Raw genomic sequence first — 21340 nt, 5'->3', positions numbered from 1 at the left:
TATTATCTCATCCTAACTAGCAATTTTTACTGCATCAGCAATTTTTTCAGCATATTGACGAACGGTGTCGGCATCTTCACCTTCAACCATCACTCGGATCAATGGCTCGGTACCTGATTTACGGATCAGCACGCGGCCCTTTCCTGCCAGATCGCGCTCTACTGCAGCAATACATTCTTTTACGTTAACTTTTTCTAATGGCGTAGAACCTTTAGCAAATTTCACGTTGACCAGTACCTGCGGTAACTTACGCATATCGCTCATTAATTGCGCCAAGCTTTTGCCGCTAGAGAGCATAGCAGTGAGGACTTGAAGTGAGGCAATAATACCATCGCCGGTGCAGGTGTAATCAAGATTTAACACATGGCCAGAATTTTCACCGCCAATGCGCCAGTTCTTTTCTCGGAGTAATTCCATAACGTAACGATCACCTACTGCACTGCGCGCAAACGGGATATCTAATTTAGCTAAAGCCAGCTCTAAACCCATATTGCTCATTAAGGTCCCGACTACGCCGCCTTTTAATGTACCGGCTTCTTTCGCAGCACGCGCAATGATATAAACAATCTCATCACCATCAAGCACGCGACCATGTTGATCGACCATCATCACGCGATCACCATCGCCATCATAGGCAATACCCAGATCAGCTTGTTTTTCTAACACGGTTGCGCGTAACAACTCAGTATGTGTTGCGCCGCACTTTTCATTAATATTTAAACCATCTGGCTTACAGCCGATCGCGATAACTTCAGCACCCAGTTCTTTAAAAACCGCAGGCGCAATATGGTAAGTTGCTCCATGAGCACAATCGATGACGATTTTTAACCCACTGAGCGACAAGTTGTTGTTAAGGTGGCTTTTACAGAATTCGATATAACGACCCGCCGCATCATTGATACGCTCTGCTTTACCGAGCTTTTCTGACGATTCACAAATCATTGGTTGTTCAAGCTCGTGCTCAATCGCCAATTCAATCTCATCCGCCAGTTTCATACCATCAGCGGAGAAAAACTTAATGCCATTATCATAATAAGGATTGTGTGAAGCACTAATCACAATACCGGCTTCGGCTCGGAAAGTACGCGTTAAATAGGCGACGGCAGGTGTGGGCATTGGGCCCAATAAGCGCACATCAATACCGGCGGCAATTAAGCCTGCTTCTAATGCCGTTTCTAATAAATAACCTGAAATACGCGTATCTTTACCGATCAATACTTTGCGTGTACCGCGCTGAGATAATACTCGACCCGCGGCCCAACCCAATTTCATGGCAAATTCAGGGGTAATAGGAAATTCACCAACGCGACCGCGTACACCATCAGTTCCAAAATATTTTCTTGTCATTATTTAACTCCATAACGGGCCGCAGCAGCAACGCGTACTGCTTGCACACTTTCTTTAACATCATGCACACGAATAATTTGTGCGCCAGCATAAGCCGCTAAGCTGGCACATGCAAGACTGCCAGCAAGCCTTTCTGACGTTGGTAACGCTAGTAACTGGCCAATCATACTTTTACGTGACATACCGGCAAGCACCGCATAACCGCTTGCCACAAATTGATCTAATGCGGCTAACAACTGATAATTATGCGCTAAGGTTTTACCAAAACCAAAACCAGGATCGAGCACAATTTGACTCGCAGGAATGCCTGCTTGCTGACATGCCTCTGCTCTGGCCAATAAAAACGCCAGTACTTCAGGTACCAGTTGCTGATATTGTGGATCATGTTGCATGGTACGAGGCGCCCCTTGCATATGCATAATGCAAACGGGAACTTGCAACGCAGCGGCAGTTTCTAGCGCCGCAGGTGCTTGCAAAGCACAGACATCATTAATCATATCGGCGCCAGCCTGAACGGCCGCTGACATCACCTCAGCTTTACTGGTATCAATCGAAATGGCACAATCAAAACGTTGGCGTAAAGCGCTGATTACAGGGATAACTCGTGCTAATTCTTCAGTTAAGCTAACGGCTGCAGCGCCAGGTCGTGTGGACTCACCACCGACATCGAGAATGGTTGCGCCGTCAAGCAACATTTGCTCCGCACTAAATAAGGCTTGATCCAGTACTTGGTGTTTACCACCATCTGAAAATGAATCAGGGGTAATATTTAATATTCCCATGATTTGTGGTCGATCTAAACTAAGAGAACGTTGCCGAGGTAACTGTAACTGCATGTGGCTTACTCCGCTAAAAACAAAACCCCGGACAAGCCGGGGTTGTTATTATAACTGCTTTGCAAAGGCATGTAAGTGACTTAGTGCACGTTGCCTTCAGAGGGTTTATCCGTTGCGGTAGGCGCAGCAGATGACGCTGACTTATCATCATCGCCGCCTTTACTGTCCTTATCACGCGGTTCCCAGTTTTCAGGCTGGCTAACTGCTTTACGCTCCATCAACTCTTTAATCTGACGTGCATCAATGGTTTCATACAACATCAGCGCATCTTTCATGGCATGTAAAATGTCCATGTTTTCATCTAGCAGCTGTTTTGCCCGATTATAGTTACGATCGATAATGGCTTTGATTTCAGAATCGATAATCGAGGCGGTCTCATCTGACATATTGTTCGATTTGCCCATGCTACGGCCTAAGAATACTTCACCTTCTTCCTCAGCATATAACAACGGCCCTAACTTCTCAGAGAAACCCCATTGCGTCACCATGTTACGAGCAATCGAGGTCGCGTATTTAATATCTTGCGAAGCACCGGTCGACACAGCATCTAAGCCGTAAATCACTTCTTCGGCTAGGCGCCCACCATAAGCAACAGAAATCTTACTTTCGAGCTTACGGCGACTGACACTGATCGCATCTTGCTCTGGTAAGAAAAAGGTGACACCTAAGGCGCGACCACGCGGAATAATGGTCACTTTGTGCACTGGATCGTGCTCTGGTACTAAACAACCAATAATGGCATGGCCTGCTTCATGGTATGCCGTCATTTCTTTCTCAGCATCGGTCATCACCATAGAACGGCGTTCTGCACCCATCATGATCTTGTCTTTAGCACGCTCAAACTCTTCCATGCTAACGACTCGGCGATTACCACGAGCGGCAAATAGCGCTGCTTCGTTAACCAAGTTTGCCAAGTCAGCACCCGAAAAACCTGGTGTACCTCGAGCAATAACACTGGCTTTCACATCATCTGCAATAGGTACTTTACGCATATGTACTTTTAAAATTTGCTCACGACCGCGCACATCAGGTAAACCCACCACGACTTGACGATCGAAACGGCCAGGACGCAGCAACGCTGCATCAAGCACATCTGGACGGTTCGTTGCAGCAATAATAATCACGCCTTCGTTGCCATCAAAACCATCCATTTCAACCAGCATCTGGTTAAGCGTTTGCTCGCGTTCATCGTGACCACCACCTAAACCGGCACCACGCTGACGGCCTACGGCATCAATTTCATCAATGAAGATAATGCAAGGTGCGGCTTTTTTGGCTTGGTCGAACATATCCCGTACCCGAGAAGCACCGACACCCACGAACATTTCAACGAAATCAGAACCAGAAATGGTAAAGAAAGGCACTTTCGCTTCGCCAGCAATCGCTTTCGCTAACAGCGTTTTACCTGTACCTGGTGGGCCCACCATTAAGATACCCTTAGGGATCTTACCGCCGAGCTTCTGGAAACGTGAAGGGTCGCGTAGATATTCAACCAGCTCTGAAACTTCTTCTTTCGCTTCATCACAACCGGCAACATCAGCAAACGTAGTCTTAATTTGGTCTTCACCCATTAAGCGCGCTTTACTTTTGCCAAACGACATGGCGCCTTTGCCACCGCCGCCTTGCATCTGACGCATAAAGAAAATCCAGACACCGATCAACAACAGCATTGGGAACCAAGAGATAAAGATGGTAGCTAACCAGCTACTTTCTTCGGGTTTCGCACCCAGTACCCGAACGTCATTGTTATAAAGGTCTTTGATCAGGTCAGGGTCATTCACTGGCAACACGGTTTCAAAACGCTCACCGCTGCGCTTAACGCCCGTAATCACGCCTGAACGCTCAATCTTCACTTCGCGGATCAGCCCCTGATTAACTTCTTTTACAAACTGGGTGTAGCTAGTCTGGCGGTCGGTGTTTTCACTCGGCCCAAAGCTATTGAATACTGACATCAGTACAACAGCGATTACTAACCAGACAATCAGATTTTTTGCCATGTCACTCAAGGTTATAACCTCATCTTTACTCTAAAAATCATTAATACCGGACTACTTTACTAAAGTTTAAAGCCGGTGGCCACGATATATGTCTCGCGTGAACGGGCACGCGACGAATCAGGCTTACGAATTTTCACATTACTAAAGGCGGCGCGTACATCTTTCAGGAATTGCTCAAAACCCTCTCCCTGAAACACTTTGACTACAAAACTGCCATTTTGCTTCAAAACTTTTTGGCACATGTCTAATGCCAACTCAACTAAATAAACAGAACGGGCTTGATCGGTAGTGTCATTGCCACTCATGTTCGGTGCCATATCAGATAATACCACATCTACGGTTTTACCACCGATCCGGCTCAGTAATGCCTCTAAAACAGCTTCCTCTCGAAAATCACCCTGTAAAAAAGCGACCCCGGCCAGCGGATCCATGGGTAAAATATCACAGGCAATGACCGTACCCTCTTTACCCACTAATCCCACCACAAACTGAGACCAACTACCAGGGGCTGAGCCTAAATCTACCACTGTCATACCCGGTTTAACCAGTTTGTCTTGTTGCTGGATCTCTTCTAATTTAAACGCAGCGCGCGAACGTAAGCCCAGCTTTTGCGCTTTCTGTACAAATTGATCATCAAAATGCTCTTTTAGCCAACGCGATGAACTGGCTGAGCGTTTTTTCTTAGTCATGTTACTACTCTTAAATAGTCTTATGCTGTAGATGGCGCTACAATAGGCATAATTCAAGCTTTTCTACGGACATTCTAACCTTATGAGTTTAACCAATAAACAAAAACAATTTTTAAAAACCAAAGCCCATGATTTAAAACCCGTTATTTTACTAGGCGGTAACGGTTTAACAGAGGGTGTGGTTGCTGAAATTGATAACGCTTTAAACTTTCATGAATTAATTAAAATTAAAGTGCCAGGCGAAGATAGAGAACAAAAAGTGTTGATTATGGACGCGATAGTCAGAGAAACCAACGCTGAAAAAGTTCAGGTTATCGGCAAAATCTTGGTTTTATTCCGCCAGTCGCAAGAAAAAAAGATCCATTTACCACGCGGTTAAATATCAAAATAGATACCCGGCAGCTCGCAATGACTGCCGGGCTGCGAGTTCATCATCTTTTAATGTACTTACAACATCGGCCGGCTTTACCGCTTGTGTCGCCTTGGTAAACTGCCACATCACCATTGTATTATCAGCGCCAATAGTTTCGACATGCTTTAGATTATTGTCAAAGCACCAAGCCGTGTTTTCATTTAGTAACGAAAAAACTTCGGCTGGAGATATTTCCCACTGCCGAATATCCAATACTACTGCCCAAGGTTTTGCGCTAATTGGTAAAACTAATGAACGCATTTCACGAACGTACTGTTGCGCGATCGCTTTAGTCCAAAAACCGTTGGCGGTTACCCACAAGACTCGCTGCTCTAAACGTAAGGAAAAGGCGGTATGTTTTGCCATGATAAGGCTCCTACTACTGTACTAATCTGGCGGAAACTTGCTACGAATGGCCATGGCTATGCTAACCTATCGACAATTTAGTTAAGCAACGAACCTACCGTGCAACTCAGAGATTACCAACAACATGCCGTTAATGCCGCTATTAGCCATTTCCAACAAAAATCGGCCTCAGCGGTATTAGTATTACCAACTGGGGCAGGTAAAAGCATTGTTATTGCCGAGCTTGCTCGTCGTGCCAAAGGACGTGTTCTTATTTTAACGCATGTTAAAGAATTGGTAGCACAAAATGCAGAAAAAGTGGCCGTTTTAACCGCAAAAGCCAGTATTTATGCAGCAGGCCTGCAACAAAAAGATGCTAGCGCGAAAACGGTGGTTGCTAGTGTACAGTCTGCCGTACGTAATTTAGATGCCTTTGCAAGCGCTTTTTCATTAGTGATTATTGATGAGTGCCATCGCGTTAGCTTGAGCACCGACAGCCAATACCAACAACTATTAAGCCAACTGAAACAACACAATCCCGAGATAAAGTTGTTGGGACTTACCGCAACCCCATTTCGGTTGGGCAGTGGCTGGATCTATCGGCAACATTATCATGGCCGGGTGGGGAATACACTTAACCCCACGTTTGAATATTGTATTTTTGACTTGCCGCTAAGGCCCTTAATTAAACAAGGTTACCTAACAACGCCACGTTTATATGATGGCTTAAGTGCACAATACGATTTTAGCTCGCTAAAACCCAAAGCTGAAGGCGATTACACTGAAACAGAAGTGAACTCTATCTTAGGAAAAAGTGGTCGGGCAACCGCACTGATCATGCAACAATTAATCACTTTGGCGACGCAACGCCAAGGCATCATTGTTTTTGCGGCTACGGTAAAACATGCCAACGAAATTATGCAGTTACTCAGTCAGCAAAACGCTGCCATCCTGAACGCGGAAACACCCACAGTTGAACGCGATCAATTGATTGACGCCTTTAAGGATCGACAAATCAAGTTTCTGGTAAATGTGGCGGTATTAACAACAGGCTTTGACGCCCCCCATGTTGATTTAATAGCTATTTTACGCCCAACCGCCTCAGTCAGTTTATTTCAACAAATGGTGGGCCGAGGTTTACGCATCGCCGCAGGCAAAACAGAATGTTTAATTATTGATTATGCCGCAAATGGTTATGATTTATTTAGCCCTGAAGTGGGGCAAGCAAAACCAAACAGTAAATCGGTACCGGTGCAAGTACTCTGCCCTGAATGTGGCTTTGCTAATATTTTCTGGGGGTTAACCGACCAAGATGGCGACATTATTGAGCATTACGGCAGGCGTTGTCAGGGCTTAATCGAGGATACGGCTCAACAATGTCAGTTTCGTTATCGGAGCCGCAATTGCCCAGAGTGTGGCGCCGAGAATGACATCGCCGCACGCAGCTGTCAGCAATGTGAGTCGGTGTTAGTTGATCCCGATAAACGATTACGCGAAGTGTTAAACCAGCAGCATCATCACCTTTTTCGCTGCCATAACATGCAGCTATCCGATGATAACGGCGATTTAAAGGTAAGTTATTACGATATCGAAGGTAACCCGTTTTATCGTTGGTTTAAGTTACAAAGCCCGGCTCAGCGCCGTGCGCTTTACGCCTTGTTTATTAAACCGCACAGCAAAGTGCCCGGAACACCTTTACCCACCATTAAAACAGCCGCGCAACTGGTGGCTTTAGCTGAGCGGTTTCGGCCGCCGCAGCTGATATTATTACAAAAACAGAAACACAGCTGGCAGCATGTCGAAAGCTATTTTGATTACCAGGGGCGCTATCAGCAGTTCACTGAACAGTAACGCTCTTTTTCTTATTCTGTGGCATGGGCTTGCCGATCAAGCATTTTTTGCTGCAAGCGCTGAAACATAGCACTTAACAACACTAAACTTAACCCTAACCCCATAAATGATGCCGCACGGAATAAACCTTGCAGCTCATTTAAATCAAACACAAATACTTTAATGACCACTGCACTGAGCAATAAGAACCCCACTTTACGCAGCATGCCCCAAACACGCCATTGCGCCAGCACAATTAGCCCCGCCGCCGTTAACAACAACACTAAAGAATAACTATAATGCTCTGCGTTACTGGTGGCTAAACCTAAGGTAATTTGTGACCCTTGCCAAAACTGCCGTACCGAACTCAGAAGGTACAACAGCAAACCGGCCGCAGCCACATAATAGCCAGTAGGTCGATAACGCTGCGGCAGCGGCATGTTAGCTAAACCCGCTGCACACAAGGCAGGCACGGCCCACAATATGAATAGCCAATTCAGTAGCGGCCACTGCCCTACGTCTTGTGCACTTAGCAAGGGGTTATAATTTACGTTTAAGGTCAGTTGCGTAAATAACACCAGCACCACTAAACAGCCTGCGGCAAAACGATATAAAGTTTGCATGCTCGCGGCCCGATAACTGCGCCACTGATAGACCCAAGCTAAAATAGACCAATTAGCGCTGTGTAACGCTAGACTGTAAAAATCTATAACAGAAAAATCAAGCGCCCCCGGATGCAACCCTAATTGCGTTTGCACCGTGACGAATAACGCCGTTAACTGCAAGCAAGCCCCTTCGAGCCAACCACGCAAGCTGCTATGCCGCCATAACCAAGTTGCAAGGCCAAAACTCGCTAACACCAGCGGATAGACGATCAATGACCAGTGCAAGCCCAGAATACTGATGCCTTCATAACTGCCCAACAATGGGGCTGAAGTAAGACGTAATAAGACAAAGGCGACCATCCCCTTGATCAGCCAAGACGGGACAGGAAAACGTTGTTTAACGCTTAATTGTGTAATGAAAACTAACTGTAACGCCATAGCTACCGTGAAAGCGGCTGCCGACAGGTATAAGCTAAAACACCAACTTAACGCGAGGTTAGCGCCAGCCGCATGAATAAAAGCCAACGCTTTACTTGCTGCCTGTTTCGCTAGAATACTTTGAAGGATCACTAACAATGCGCCGTATAGCATCCAACCTAATTGAATTAACGGTTGCAGTGTACTCGGCACTAATTGATAAGATACAGCCAGAAATAGTATCGGTGCGACCGCTAAAAAAGCCGCCCAATGTTGTCTTGCTGGCAGTAGCACGCTAACAAAGGCCGCAGGTATTGTCAGCAGCAACACCCATGACTGCCAATTAAAGAGTATGCCGTCCGTCCAGCTAAAGTTGTCAGCATTAAGTGCAGGCCCCAGTAATAGCCAAACCAATGCCAGCAGCGCCGCCGCCCATAACCACAGCTCAGAGCGATTTTCACTCAAGGCTGCCGCATATAAAACACTGACTAACAACACACAAGACCACAGATGGCTGTAACTACTAAACTGCAGTTGCAGCATCACTGCAAAGGCTAGTAACACGACGCCAAGATAGTGTTCGCGCAATAGCGGCCACCATTGCCGCATCGGTAACACCGCGTTTTGCCAGCGTAACGGCCAGCCTAAGCGAGGTAAGGCAACCATACCAATAAAGCTAAGTAATAAGGCAGCCCACAGCACGGTGATGTTGTTTGCGCCAGCTTGTGTAATTGCCAACAATAACCAGCCACAATGTGCCACAACCGTTATTAACCATAACCAAAAACGTTGTACCCTGCGTTCAACCAATAACGACGACGTTGTAATTAAGGCAATGTATAACAACAGTGCTAACCAATTATTGCTACCCGGTGACACTAAAATCGGTACTGCGTATCCCCCAACAATGCCGATCACTGCTAAGATAGGCCCTTGTCGTAAAGAAAACCAAGACGCGCAAAGCGCGACTAAAGCCAGTAAAGCAAACGCCAGTGTTGGGCTGATCAACTGATAAAAATGCTGAGCCATCAATAGCACCGCATACAAGGTTACAAAGCCTGCGCTAGCTAATGCCGCAGGAATGTAGTTTTCTAAAACCTGACTTAACTGTTTTTTCTGATGCAGCCACTCACTTACCACTAAGAGTAACAGGCCTAAACTAATACCACTAAACACGCGTAACTCTGGAGAAAACCAACCCGCGTCTAACGAATGCCGAACTAAAAAAATACCGCCAAATGCTAAAGCCACCCCACCCAACCAAACCATGCCGCGATCAATAAACTGCCGCTCTAACCAACTTAGCCATTGGCTTGCCTCTGCTTTGGGTTTAACCGGCTCTGTCGGCTCTGCATGTTGCTTACTGATAGCAACGAACGCTGCCGGAGAAACAGTTGTTGTTGCCGTGTTAGGCTCTACCATTTGTGCTGCGATGACGGTATCTGTTAGGGGGTTTGCTGGGGCAGCAGAAGATGGCAGTGAAGCGTCGACCTGAGAGGCATTAGCATTAACAGCAGCCCCCTCTGAGCGGGTATGTAGGTGTTTTGACTCTGCTTGCAATTGCTGCATACGCTGTTGCAGCACTCTCATTTGAGCTTCTAAGCCGCTAAGCCGAACTAAAGCGATAAAGCCACAAAAGGTGCCAACAATTACGGAAAGCACCAATATTACCGCCAACAATTCAAACATAGCTCAGACCATCAACACATTTTTACTTAGCATAAGGGAATTTCGCCGAATTACCAATATATCATTACTAATGATACAATCTATTTACAGAAATATTCTATACTGAACAGTGAGCTAGCTTTTCATCGCTTACGTAATAATGAAGGTTTTGTAACAAAAGGATTAGACTATGTTCGCAGGGATTGCGTTCTCTCAGACCAATGCGGCTTTTGCCGCAGGTCAACAACTTGCTCGTCAAGCTATTGCTCAAACTGGCCGTTCTTCTGCACAGCTTCTACTGCTGTTCTGCACAGCAAAAACTGATTATCAACGCTTATTAGATGGCGCCCGATTAGTCTGCGGCACAGATACCATCATCTTGGGAGGTTCAGCTGCAGGTATTATCAGCCACGATCAGATTATGATTGAAGGAGCTCCCGCTGCTGCATTAGCAATAGTATCGGATAACGACAATATTACATTTAGCCGTGCTTGCTCAGAGCTGATCGCCCAGAACCCGTTTTTAGCGGGGCAACAGTTAGGGGCGAAACTGCAACAAGTTGTATCACCTGCTCTCCTCCTGTTATTTTTTGATTCAGTGCGTTACGCCGGTAATTTGCAAAACCCAGCCATATTAAATGCTTCACGGCCAATACTTAAAGGCCTCTATAACACTTTACCCATAAAGGTCCCTATTGCAGGCGCCGGCTTACTCGCCGATCAAGAATTTAGCCCCACTAAATTGTTTTACGATGCACAAGTGCAAAGCCAGCTCGCGACCGCTTTACTGATCAGCGGCCATGTTAAACCCTATATCAGCAATATGCATGGGTGTTCACCGCTCAGTGCTGAGCGTTTTACCATTACCAAGATTTTTGAACAATTTCTTTATCAATTAAACGATGAGCCCGTTACCCAAGTTATCGATCGGGTAACCGGTAGCTCACATTGGCGTAAGCAAACACCGGTGACCGAACTAGCCTTAGGCTTTAATGGCGCAACTTCTTGCAAGCCAGATGACAGTTCTTCTTATGTTACACGCCTCATCAATGGCATACTGCCAAATGATGAAGGGATAATATTATTTGAACCAGATTTTCGTGAAGGCATGCAAATTCAGATTATGCAGCGCGATCCACAGCATATTGTTGCGCAAACCGCTAAACAAACTCGTGCCTTGCTCAAGCAAATCAAACAAGACCAACACACTCCTATTGTAGCCCTGTATTTTGATTGCGCTGGGCGCATAGCCACCCCTCAAGAAGCGCGCGAACTGCAGCAACAGTTAACCGCAGCAAAGATCCCTTTACTGGGTATTTACACCGGCGTTGAAATCGCGCCTATCGGTAATAAAAGCCGTAGCCTAGATTGGAGTGGTGTGCTCGTGATTTTAACCACGCCGAATTAAGGCGGGTAGACAGGTGAGTCACTTAGATGGAGCAGGCTAAGCACTTAATTTAAGCGTCTTTTCGCACCTAAAGTACGTCTTTTTTGGTGGGTTGCAACGGCCATCGATGCAGCAGCCGACGAGGTAAAACACTCTTTATAGCAGTTGACTTCAGGTCTTAGCAGTTATAATTTAACAACAGAGCGCGGGTGTAGTTCAATGGTAGAATGAGACCTTCCCAAGGTTTAGACACGGGTTCGATTCCCGCCACCCGCTCCACGCCTTGCTCACTGAACGATATTTTTAACCAAGCCAGCCTGACTTTTCTACCCCTCGCTGCTAAACTGCGCATATTAATTACCATTTTTTAACATTAAATATGCAAACGCTATTTGAATTCTGCCATGACCAAGACCATTATCTGATCAAAGGAAATAACTTTGGTAAAGAGCAAGTCTGGCGCAATGGTGTTCTTGTCTCTGAAGGGCGAGCGTTATTAAGTCATAGCTACGATCACCGTTTTTTGTGCCCTAAACATGGCCCAGTGCGCTTGCACTTCAAGCTAGTCATACGAAATAACCAGGTGCATTACTGGCTAAAAACACCTGAAACATTATTGTGCGAAGGTGAAACGGTCGCTAGGCCACCTGCATGGCTGCACAAGTTAGAAAGCAAACTTTCATCCGCTGAAAAAGTATCCGCACAAGCTGAGCAAACGTCAGCGCTTAATGAGCAGATTGAAGTGAAACAATCAACCACCCCTTCTTTGCTAAAAAAAGGGTTTAAACCCTTTTTCGTTATCGGTTTAGTGTTAGTTAAGCTGTCAAAAAGTGCGGGAGCGATAAAGGCTGCGCTAGCCGGTACATCTCTTGCTGGCTGGGCTTGGCTATTTAATCTCGAAGTTGCTGTAGGCTTAATTGCCGCATTAATTATTCACGAGTATGGCCATGTTTATGCGATGAAGCGCTCAGGCCTTAAGGTTAAAGGGGTCTATTTACTGCCGTTTGTTGGCGGCGTTGCGATCAGTGAACGCTCGACCAGTCGTTGGCAAGACTTTAAGATTGCCATTGCCGGCCCGGCTTTTGGTACCTTAGGTGCCGTCATCGCTTACGGGCTTTGGCTTGAAACGCAACATACCGCCTTAGCATCATTTGCTACCATCAGTTTATTACTTAACCTATTTAACTTATTGCCCATGGTGCCATTAGATGGGGGGCGCGTCATCCAGGCGGCTGTCTATAGCCGTAACGGAAAAGCAGCCAAACTAGCGTTATTATTTTTTACTGGCAGTTTGTCATTCGCCGCATGGTACTTTGGTTTTTATCTTTTAATGCTGTTTGGCCTACTCGGTACGCTGGATTTATGGTTTGAAGCAGATGAACAAGCAAAAAACGTTTTACCTATGAGTAATACAGGCATATTAATAACCATTGTCAGTTATCTATGTTTATTAGCTGTGTTACTGTGGCTATCAACCATCATGGCAGATAGCGGGATCCCAGGAACAAATTTACCCCTGATTTTTATTTCCAGCTAAATACCACAACCCCATCTGGAACGCGGTAAGACACGTTATCGCGTTTATTAAAAAATAATTAAATTAATTTGTCACAGCTGCTGAGGTTGATGCGACTTAGTTAGGTCATCACCACTAACTAAGGATTTATCATGAACGCACCACAGCACACAAACCAAAACGCTACCGACAGCATTGCCAAAAAAACTCAGCAAAACAAACCAAGCTTTTGGACCTACTTTGCCATTGTCATAACCATTTTAGGTGGTGCGATAGCACCGCAAATCAAAGCGATTGAGCAACCGCAACCGAGGGTAAGTTTTACCGTTGAGGTGGTAGGACAAGGTAAACCGGTTTTAATCATTCCCGGTTTAATGTCGGACCGCCGTGTTTGGCAGAGCACAGTTAGCGCCTTGCAAGCCGATTTTCAATTACATCTGATTAGCTTAGCCGGTTTTGCTGGTACGCCTAGCACTTTGGATGGTAAGTTTTTACCCAAAGTGCAGCAAGAGCTGTTGGGTTATGTGACCGAGCAGCAACTGCAACAGCCAGCAGTGATTGGCCATAGCCTAGGCGCTTTTCTCGCTTTTTCACTGGCAAGTTCTGCTCCGAAGCAGATTGGCACAGTTATCGCGGTAGATGGTTTGCCTTATATCGCGCCGATTTTTAGCCGCAACTCAGCAACGCAAGTGGCCGACATGCAAGCACAAGCACTGCAATTAAAAGCCTACTATCAACAACTTTCTAGCGCACAATTAAAAGCCGTTGCAACACAAGGCATCGCTATTCAGGCGAGGTCTGCAGAACATCAAAAATTAGTGCTGGACATGGCCGCGGCCTCGGATAGCCAGACAGTCGGCCAAGCTATGTATGAACTATTAACCACCGATTTACGACCGCAAGTGACAGCAATAACAAGCCAAGTCTACTTACTTGGCGCCAGTGGAGCGCTAACACCGGATCAGCAAGTGCTGGCAGCTGCACTGTACCAACAACAAATTGAGTCTATTGCTAATGCAAAACTACTGATGAATACTGACAGTCGCCATTTTATCATGCTGGATGAACCCGATTGGTTTATCGCTCAGCTTCGTGTGGCATTAAAGGAGTAATGGCATGCACCATGCACAATTGAGCCCACAAAACACTCTAGAACAACAATTACAGCCTGATGTGATGGCCGCAATCGCAGGTGATATGCAGGCTTTTGGTCGATTAATTCAGCGCTGCCAAAACAGTGTCAGCAGCATTGCCCTAGCCATTGTGCAAGACTTGGATGCAAGTGAGGATATTTGCCAGCAAGTGTTTATTGCAGCTTGGCAGCAGCTGCGTAGCTTACAAAACACCACCAGTTTTTTGCCTTGGCTTCGTCAAATTACGCGCTACCGTGCTTATAGCTATTTGCGCGAACGGCAAGATCATCGTATAGAACGTGGTGAAAAAGCCGAAACCTTGCTCGCCGCTTTTGCTAGTGACACCTTTCCCGATGAAGAGTTACTTCGCGACGAGCAAGCCGATATTATCCGCGAGTTTTTAGCCGAACTACCGAGTGAAAGTCGTGAAATTGTACTGTTGTTTTATCGGGAAGAGCAAAATAGCCAGCAGGTCGCGGCGTTACTAGGCATAACCGAAAATAGCGTACGTAAAAAGCTGCAACGGGTACGTGAGTTGTTAAAAACACAGCTACTAAACCGTTACGGTAAGCTGATTTTAAGCACGGCGCCAAACATCGGCTTAACTAGCGCCATCATCAGTGCTTTACTGATCGGTAGCCCACCTGCAGCTGCCGCGACCGCAAGTGCCATGACAGCACACAGCAGCGGCTTAGCAAAGTTTGGCTGGCTGTTGAGTGGAGCACTACTTGGCGCGTTCGGCGGCATGCTTGGTGTGGTGCTGGGCATGCGCGCGCCACTAAAAAACGCCGCCAGCGATAACGAGCGTAATCGCTTATTACGTTATCGCAATCAGGCTTTGGTTTGGGTTGGCCTCTCAGGCTTATTACTGGCTGCAGCATACGAATTTACCACCGGCGCCATAGCACTGCTGCTGGCCTTTGGCCTTTTTATGACCGGCGTGGCGTATTTACAAGTTCGAGTATGGCAAACGATTAAACCACGCTTGTTGGCTAAAGCAGCGCAGAGTAAACAAGCAAAACGGCAGTATCGCAACAATCTGTTCTGGTGCTGGTTTGGGATGCTTGGTGGAACAACTGCTGGTTTTGCCGGCTTGATTGCTGGCCTGATCAAAAATGGCCGCTGGTTTTTCGGTTAAACATGGCAGTCAGTTAGCCGTTAGAAACAAAAACGCCAGCGAAGATGCTGGCGTTTTTACGTTTGAGACAACAGGGTTGTCTCAAGTGAGTTGTCGCGTTATTACAGGTATTTCACGTCAACAATTTCAAATTCAACCACGCCTTTAGGCGTAGTGATATTCGCTACGTCATCGGCTACTTTGCCAATTAAACCACGTGCAATCGGTGAGTTAACTGAAATCAGATTATTTTTTATATCCGCTTCATCATCACCCACAATACGGTAAGTCATCTCTTCTTCTGTTTCCAGATTAAGAATGGTTACCGTTGAACCGAAAATCACTTTACCCGTGTTAGGCAACTTAGTGACATCGATGATCTGCACATTGGATAATTTGCCTTCAATATCCTGAATACGCCCTTCAATAAAACCTTGCTGTTCGCGAGCCGCGTGATATTCGGCGTTTTCTTTTAAATCGCCGTGCGCACGTGCTTCAGCGATAGCTTGAATTACCGCAGGCCGTTTTACACTTTTTAACTCATTCAGTTCAATGCGCAGCGCTTCTGCGCCTTGCACTGTCATTGGAATTAAGCTCATCCGTTTACTCTCTTATGCAATTCCTGAATAGAATTTACGTTAGCAAAGGCACTGGCAGCATTCGCTTTAACAGTAGCAAAGGCGGCATTCAAGGTCGTAGTGTAGTTCGCTTTGTGCTGTAAGGCACCGCGACGCAGTACTTTAGAGTCTTCAATCGCCTGACGACCTTCAGTGGTGTTAACAATATAGCTATACTCGCCGTTTTTGATACGGTCAAGCATATGCGGCCGACCTTCAAATACTTTGTTAACAACTCGACATGGAATACCCGCATCCGCTAATGCTTTAGCTGTACCACCACTGGCATCTAACTCGAAACCCGATTCAACCATTAGTTTAGCCAGTTCAACGATGCGCACTTTATCGCTGTCACGTACAGAAAGCAAGGCACGGCCACCCGTTGGAATCAGCGTGCCACAGCCTAACTCAGCTTTAGCAAAGGCTTCGGCGAACGTATCGCCAATGCCCATCACTTCACCTGTTGAACGCATCTCAGGGCCAAGAATAGGATCGACACCTGGGAATTTGTTAAACGGGATCACCACTTCTTTCACTGAGAAAAACGGTGGAATAATTTCTTTGGTGATACCCTGCTCGGCTAACGACTTACCCGCCATACAGCGTGCACCCACTTTAGCAATGGCGACACCCGTTGCTTTAGAAACGAAAGGTACGGTACGTGCAGCTCGTGGGTTCACTTCAATTAAGTAAACTTCGTTATCTTTAACCGCAAACTGGGTATTCATTAAGCCGACTACGCCTAACTCTAACGCCAGCTTTTTCACTTGCTCGCGCATCACATCTTGAATGGCTTGCGATAAGCTGTGTGGTGGTAAGGTACAGGCAGAATCGCCCGAATGCACACCGGCTTGCTCGATGTGTTCCATAATGCCGCCGATAATCACTTCGCTACCATCACAAATGGCATCAATGTCGACTTCAATCGCATCATCTAAGAAGTTATCTAATAAGACTGGCGAGTCATTTGATACGCTTACAGCTTCGTTCATATAACGGCGTAAATCCTGCTCGTCATAAACGATTTCCATGGCGCGGCCACCTAAAACATAAGACGGGCGAACCACCATCGGATAACCGATTTCTGGTGCTTTAGCGATCGCTTCATCAAAGCTCGTTACCGTGACGTTTTTAGGCTGTTTCAAGCCTAAACGAGTAACAGCTTGTTGGAAGCGCTCACGGTCTTCAGCACGGTCTATCGCGTCTGGCGAAGTACCAATAATTGGCACACCGTTGGCTTCTAAGGCACGGGCTAATTTCAATGGCGTTTGGCCACCGTATTGCACAATCACCCCTTTTGGCTGTTCTTTGCGAACGATTTCCAGTACGTCTTCCAAGGTGATAGATTCAAAATACAAACGATCCGAGGTGTCATAATCGGTTGAAACGGTTTCTGGGTTACAGTTGACCATAATGGTTTCGTAACCGTCTTCGCGTAACGCTAAAGCCGCATGCACACAACAGTAATCAAATTCGATACCTTGGCCGATACGGTTTGGCCCACCACCGATAATCATGATTTTCTCACGATCGGTAGGTGCCGCTTCACACTCTTCATCATAGGTGCTGTACATATAAGCGGTGTTAGAGGCAAATTCCGCGGCACAGGTATCTACCCGCTTGTACACTGGGTGTAAACCGTAGCTATAACGTTTTTTGCGCACTTCGGTTTCACTCACACCTAAAACTTCAGCAATACGAGCGTCAGCAAAACCTTTGCGTTTTAAGCGAGATAAACGGGCTTCGTCTAAGGCGGCATAGCCATCAGTACCTAGAGCCAGTTCTTCTTTCACTAAGTCTTCAATTTGCACTAAGAACCAGTGGTCAATTTTGGTTAGATTGTAAATGTCATCTAAGGTCATACCAAAACGGAACGCATCGGCAATATACCAAATACGATGTGCACCAGGCTCACGTAATTCGCGAATGATTTTTTCTTTCGCTTCTGGTGCACTGATATCAATGATCGGATCTAAGCCCGATACACCAATCTCTAAACCTCGTAGCGCTTTTTGTAACGACTCTTGTTGGTTGCGACCAATCGCCATGACTTCACCAACCGATTTCATTTGGGTCGTTAAGCGATCGTTAGCACCAGCGAATTTTTCAAAGTTAAAACGTGGAATTTTAGTTACAACATAGTCGATACTTGGCTCGAATGAAGCTGGCGTAATCCCGCCCGTAATGTCGTTAGCCAATTCATCTAAGGTGTAACCTATAGCCAACTTGGCGGCAACTTTAGCAATAGGGAAACCGGTTGCTTTTGAAGCTAATGCCGACGAGCGCGATACCCGTGGGTTCATTTCAATAATGACCATACGGCCATCTGCCGGATTGATACCAAATTGTACGTTAGAACCACCCGTTTCTACGCCAATTTCACGCAATACCGCTAACGATGCATTACGCATAATTTGGTATTCTTTGTCGGTCAGTGTTTGCGCTGGCGCCACCGTGATCGAATCACCGGTATGCACACCCATAGGATCAAAGTTTTCGATGGCACAAACAATAATACAGTTATCGTTTTTGTCGCGTACCACTTCCATTTCGTATTCTTTCCAACCAATCAACGATTCGTCGATTAACAGCTCTTTGGTCGGAGACAGATCTAAACCACGGGTACAAATCTCTTCAAACTCTTCGCGGTTATAAGCAATACCACCGCCCGAGCCACCCATTGTGAACGAAGGGCGAATAATACAAGGGAAACCGATATCATCGAGTACCTGATACGCTTCTTCCATGGAATGAGCAAAACCGGCACGTGGGCAGGCTAAACCAATTGAGCGCATCGCTTTATCAAAGCGATTTCTATCTTCCGCTTTATCGATGGCGTCAGCGGTAGCACCAATCATTTCCACGTTATATTTGGCCAGAACACCTTGGCGTTCTAACTCTAACGCACAGTTCAATGCAGTTTGACCGCCCATCGTAGGCAGTACCGCACAAGGGCGTTCTTTTTCAATGATTTTTTCTACCACTTGCCAATGAATAGGCTCGATGTAGGTCGCATCAGCCATTTCTGGATCAGTCATGATCGTCGCGGGGTTAGAGTTAACTAAAATAACTCGATAACCTTCTTCTTTTAAGGCTTTACAGGCTTGTGCGCCTGAATAGTCAAATTCACAGGCTTGGCCAATGACGATCGGGCCAGCGCCTAAAATCAGAATACTTTTTATATCGGTACGTTTTGGCATTGCGTCTCAGTCTCCGTAATTCGTGTCGGCTTAAGCCTGATGTTGTTGCATCAGCTTGATAAAATGGTCAAACAGTTCAGAGGCTTCATGCGGGCCTGGGCTGGCCTCGGGATGACCTTGAAAACTAAATGCCGCTTTATCAGTACGGTGGATCCCTTGCAGGGTGCCGTCGAACAGCGATTTATGGGTAGCGCGTAAATTAGCCGGCAAGGTGGCTTCTTCAACCGCAAAACCATGGTTTTGCGCAGTGATTAACACGCGCTGAGTGTCTAAGTTTTGCACTGGGTGGTTAGCACCGTGGTGACCATGGCCCATTTTGACCGTTTTCGCACCACTGGCTAACGCCAACAGTTGATGACCTAAACAGATACCAAACACCGGAATGTCTGTTTCTAAAAAGGTTTTAATCGCCTCAATGGCGTAAGTGCAAGGTGCTGGATCGCCTGGCCCATTCGAGAGAAAAATACCATCTGGGTTCAGCGCTAACACCTCAGCAGCCGGTGTTTGTGCCGGTACAACGGTGAGTTTACAACCACGATCCGCTAACATACGTAAAATGTTGCGTTTAACACCGAAATCGTAAGCAACCACATGAAACGGATGTTCAGTAATGGTTTTGTGGCCTTCACCTAACGTCCAACTGCCTTCAGTCCATTGATAAGGGGCTTTAACGGTCACTTCTTTGGCTAAGTCCATCCCCGCTAAACCTGGGAAAGCCTTTGCTTGTTGCAAGGCAACCGCGGCATCCAGATTATCACCTGCCATGATGCTGCCATTTTGAGCGCCTTTTTCACGAAGGATGCGAGTCAGTTTGCGAGTATCGATGTCGGCGATGCCGAGAATGTTGTGATTTTTAAGGTATTGACTAAGCGAGAGTTGATTACGGAAATTACTGGCTAACAGCGGGAGGTCACGGATAATAAGGCCTTTGGCCCATACCTGTCCGGATTCCTCATCTTCCTCATTCGTTCCGGTGTTTCCTATATGAGGATAAGTTAGTGTTACAATTTGTTCTGCGTAAGAGGGATCAGTTAATATTTCCTGATACCCGGTCATCGAGGTATTAAACACTACCTCACCAACAGAAACTCCTTCGGCGCCAATGGCTGTACCGTGAAATACGGTGCCGTCTTCCAGTACGAGCAGGGCGGACTTAGTCAAAATAACCTCCAAACAGCAAAAAACGGGTGAAAACCACAAACGTTTTACAACCCGTTTTGACCTAAAATTCTGATACCCGTATTTGCCTTCGCCTAATGATTTCAAAGAATCAGTCGCGAGCTAGATAATTTCTTTGCTTACAGGCAAACCTCGATATTTTAGGCTATCAGCGCGAAATTAGCCATGATTTTTTTGTTATTTTACAAAAACACAGCCTTTAACATTATTTTCAGCTAAATGCCGCAAAAGTTTAATCTAACTGCGGCAATCCGAGCACTTGTTGCATGGTATAAAGTCCTGGCTGTTTATTTTGCAACCACAAAGCAGCTCGCAGTGCGCCTTGCGCAAAGGTGTTTCGGCTGGAAGCTTTGTGGCTTATTTCCAGTCTTTCACCAATATCAGCGAATAGTGCAGTATGATCGCCAATAATGTCACCGCCTCTTACCGTAGCAAAACCAATAGTTTGCTGTGAGCGCTCACCAATCATACCTTCGCGACCATACACCGCAACCTCGGCAAGATCGCGGTCTAAGCTACGCGCAATGCTCGCGCCAATGGCCATTGCCGTACCCGAAGGCGAATCTTTTTTAAAGCGATGATGTGCTTCAATAATTTCAATATCGGCCGTATTCCCCATCACCTTGGCGGCAGTTTGCGCTAAATGCAGCATTAAATTCACGCCGACACTCATATTAGGGGCCCAAACAATGGCGATATGCTGGCTGGCTTGTTGGATTTGCGCATACTGCTGATCCGTTAAGCCGGTCACGCCAATGACCATGGCTTTACCTGCAGCCACAGCGAGTTGTAAGTGCGCTAACATGGGTTCAGGCATAGTAAAGTCGATCCATACATCAGCTTTTGCTACAGCGTTTGCAGAAGTCGCTTCTATTGGCACCCCCACAGCACCACAACCGCTTAATTCGCCAGCGTCCAGGCCTAAGACCGCTGAGCCACTGCGTACCGTTGCTGCCGTTAAAGACAATTGTTGTTCTTTTGCGACACTGACCAGCGCCCGCCCCATACGGCCATTAGCGCCAAAAATACCGATTGTACTCATCAC

The 21340-nt window shown here is 46.4% G+C and carries 16 protein-coding genes and 1 tRNA gene; 7 read left to right on the top strand and 10 right to left on the bottom strand.

Annotated features, from left to right (window positions below):
• Positions 1 to 12: 12 nt before the first annotated feature.
• The 4 genes from glmM to rlmE all read right to left on the bottom strand — a co-directional run bounded on the left by glmM (position 13) and on the right by rlmE (position 4869).
• Entirely contained in the window at positions 13 to 1350 is a 1338-nt protein-coding gene (gene glmM / locus JAO78_RS10035; protein ID WP_226751278.1) for a phosphoglucosamine mutase, read from the bottom strand.
• A complete protein-coding gene (folP, locus tag JAO78_RS10030) occupies positions 1347 to 2183 on the bottom strand; it encodes a dihydropteroate synthase (RefSeq protein ID WP_226751210.1) in 837 nt (278 codons plus the stop codon). The genes glmM and folP overlap by 4 nt, the downstream gene beginning before the upstream one ends.
• Positions 2184 to 2263: 80 nt before the next feature.
• Positions 2264 to 4180, bottom strand: coding sequence for an ATP-dependent zinc metalloprotease FtsH (gene ftsH, locus JAO78_RS10025; protein ID WP_226751209.1), 1917 nt, complete (start codon positions 4178 to 4180; stop codon positions 2264 to 2266).
• 59 nt (positions 4181 to 4239) lie between these two features.
• Complete coding sequence (gene rlmE, locus JAO78_RS10020) at positions 4240 to 4869, bottom strand: 23S rRNA (uridine(2552)-2'-O)-methyltransferase RlmE (protein WP_226751208.1); 630 nt, start codon at positions 4867 to 4869, stop codon at positions 4240 to 4242.
• A gap of 82 nt (positions 4870 to 4951) precedes the next feature.
• On the opposite strand from rlmE, the gene yhbY reads away from it, so the two are divergent.
• Positions 4952 to 5248, top strand: coding sequence for a ribosome assembly RNA-binding protein YhbY (gene yhbY / locus JAO78_RS10015; protein ID WP_226751207.1), 297 nt, complete (start codon positions 4952 to 4954; stop codon positions 5246 to 5248).
• A gap of 3 nt (positions 5249 to 5251) precedes the next feature.
• On the opposite strand, the gene JAO78_RS10010 is transcribed toward yhbY, so the two are convergent.
• A complete protein-coding gene (locus tag JAO78_RS10010) occupies positions 5252 to 5647 on the bottom strand; it encodes a hypothetical protein (protein ID WP_226751206.1) in 396 nt (131 codons plus the stop codon).
• 99 nt (positions 5648 to 5746) lie between these two features.
• Here JAO78_RS10010 and radD point away from each other — a divergent pair, with 99 nt between their 5' ends.
• On the top strand, positions 5747 to 7477 hold the full coding sequence (gene radD, locus JAO78_RS10005; protein WP_226751205.1) for a DNA repair helicase RadD: 1731 nt from the start codon (positions 5747 to 5749) through the stop codon (positions 7475 to 7477).
• 11 nt (positions 7478 to 7488) lie between these two features.
• Here radD and JAO78_RS10000 read toward each other — a convergent pair whose 3' ends face one another.
• Positions 7489 to 10167: a DUF2339 domain-containing protein gene (locus JAO78_RS10000; RefSeq protein WP_226751204.1), complete on the bottom strand. Its 2679-nt coding sequence runs from the start codon at positions 10165 to 10167 to the stop codon at positions 7489 to 7491.
• Positions 10168 to 10336: 169 nt separating this feature from the next.
• Here JAO78_RS10000 and JAO78_RS09995 point away from each other — a divergent pair, with 169 nt between their 5' ends.
• From JAO78_RS09995 to JAO78_RS09975, 5 genes are all read left to right on the top strand, one after another.
• Positions 10337 to 11554, top strand: coding sequence for an FIST signal transduction protein (locus JAO78_RS09995; protein ID WP_226751203.1), 1218 nt, complete (start codon positions 10337 to 10339; stop codon positions 11552 to 11554).
• Positions 11555 to 11738: 184 nt separating this feature from the next.
• Positions 11739 to 11812 (top strand) — tRNA-Gly (locus tag JAO78_RS09990).
• A gap of 100 nt (positions 11813 to 11912) precedes the next feature.
• Entirely contained in the window at positions 11913 to 13070 is a 1158-nt protein-coding gene (locus tag JAO78_RS09985) for a metalloprotease (protein WP_226751202.1), read from the top strand.
• Positions 13071 to 13201: 131 nt separating this feature from the next.
• Positions 13202 to 14161 carry an alpha/beta fold hydrolase gene (locus JAO78_RS09980; RefSeq protein ID WP_226751201.1) on the top strand — a complete coding sequence of 320 codons (960 nt, stop codon included), beginning with the start codon at positions 13202 to 13204 and terminating at the stop codon, positions 14159 to 14161.
• A 4-nt stretch (positions 14162 to 14165) separates the two neighbouring features.
• Positions 14166 to 15320, top strand: coding sequence for an RNA polymerase sigma factor (locus JAO78_RS09975; protein ID WP_226751200.1), 1155 nt, complete (start codon positions 14166 to 14168; stop codon positions 15318 to 15320).
• Positions 15321 to 15421: 101 nt separating this feature from the next.
• Here JAO78_RS09975 and greA read toward each other — a convergent pair whose 3' ends face one another.
• The 4 genes from greA to dapB all read right to left on the bottom strand — a co-directional run bounded on the left by greA (position 15422) and on the right by dapB (position 21337).
• On the bottom strand, positions 15422 to 15898 hold the full coding sequence (greA, locus tag JAO78_RS09970; RefSeq protein ID WP_226751199.1) for a transcription elongation factor GreA: 477 nt from the start codon (positions 15896 to 15898) through the stop codon (positions 15422 to 15424).
• Positions 15895 to 19116, bottom strand: a complete 3222-nt coding sequence (gene carB / locus JAO78_RS09965; protein ID WP_226751198.1) for a carbamoyl-phosphate synthase large subunit — start codon at positions 19114 to 19116, stop codon at positions 15895 to 15897. Before carB ends, greA begins: the two co-directional genes overlap by 4 nt.
• Before the next feature lie 30 nt (positions 19117 to 19146).
• Positions 19147 to 20277: a glutamine-hydrolyzing carbamoyl-phosphate synthase small subunit gene (gene carA / locus JAO78_RS09960; RefSeq protein ID WP_226751197.1), complete on the bottom strand. Its 1131-nt coding sequence runs from the start codon at positions 20275 to 20277 to the stop codon at positions 19147 to 19149.
• A gap of 250 nt (positions 20278 to 20527) precedes the next feature.
• Complete coding sequence (gene dapB, locus JAO78_RS09955) at positions 20528 to 21337, bottom strand: 4-hydroxy-tetrahydrodipicolinate reductase (RefSeq protein ID WP_226751196.1); 810 nt, start codon at positions 21335 to 21337, stop codon at positions 20528 to 20530.
• Between the last annotated feature and the right edge of the window lie 3 nt (positions 21338 to 21340).

This window comes from Alishewanella maricola (assembly GCF_016343785.1).
Taxonomy (GTDB): domain Bacteria; phylum Pseudomonadota; class Gammaproteobacteria; order Enterobacterales; family Alteromonadaceae; genus Alishewanella; species Alishewanella maricola.
The sequence above is the reverse complement of the archived record's forward strand: the minus strand, read 5'-3'. Positions and strand labels throughout refer to the sequence as shown.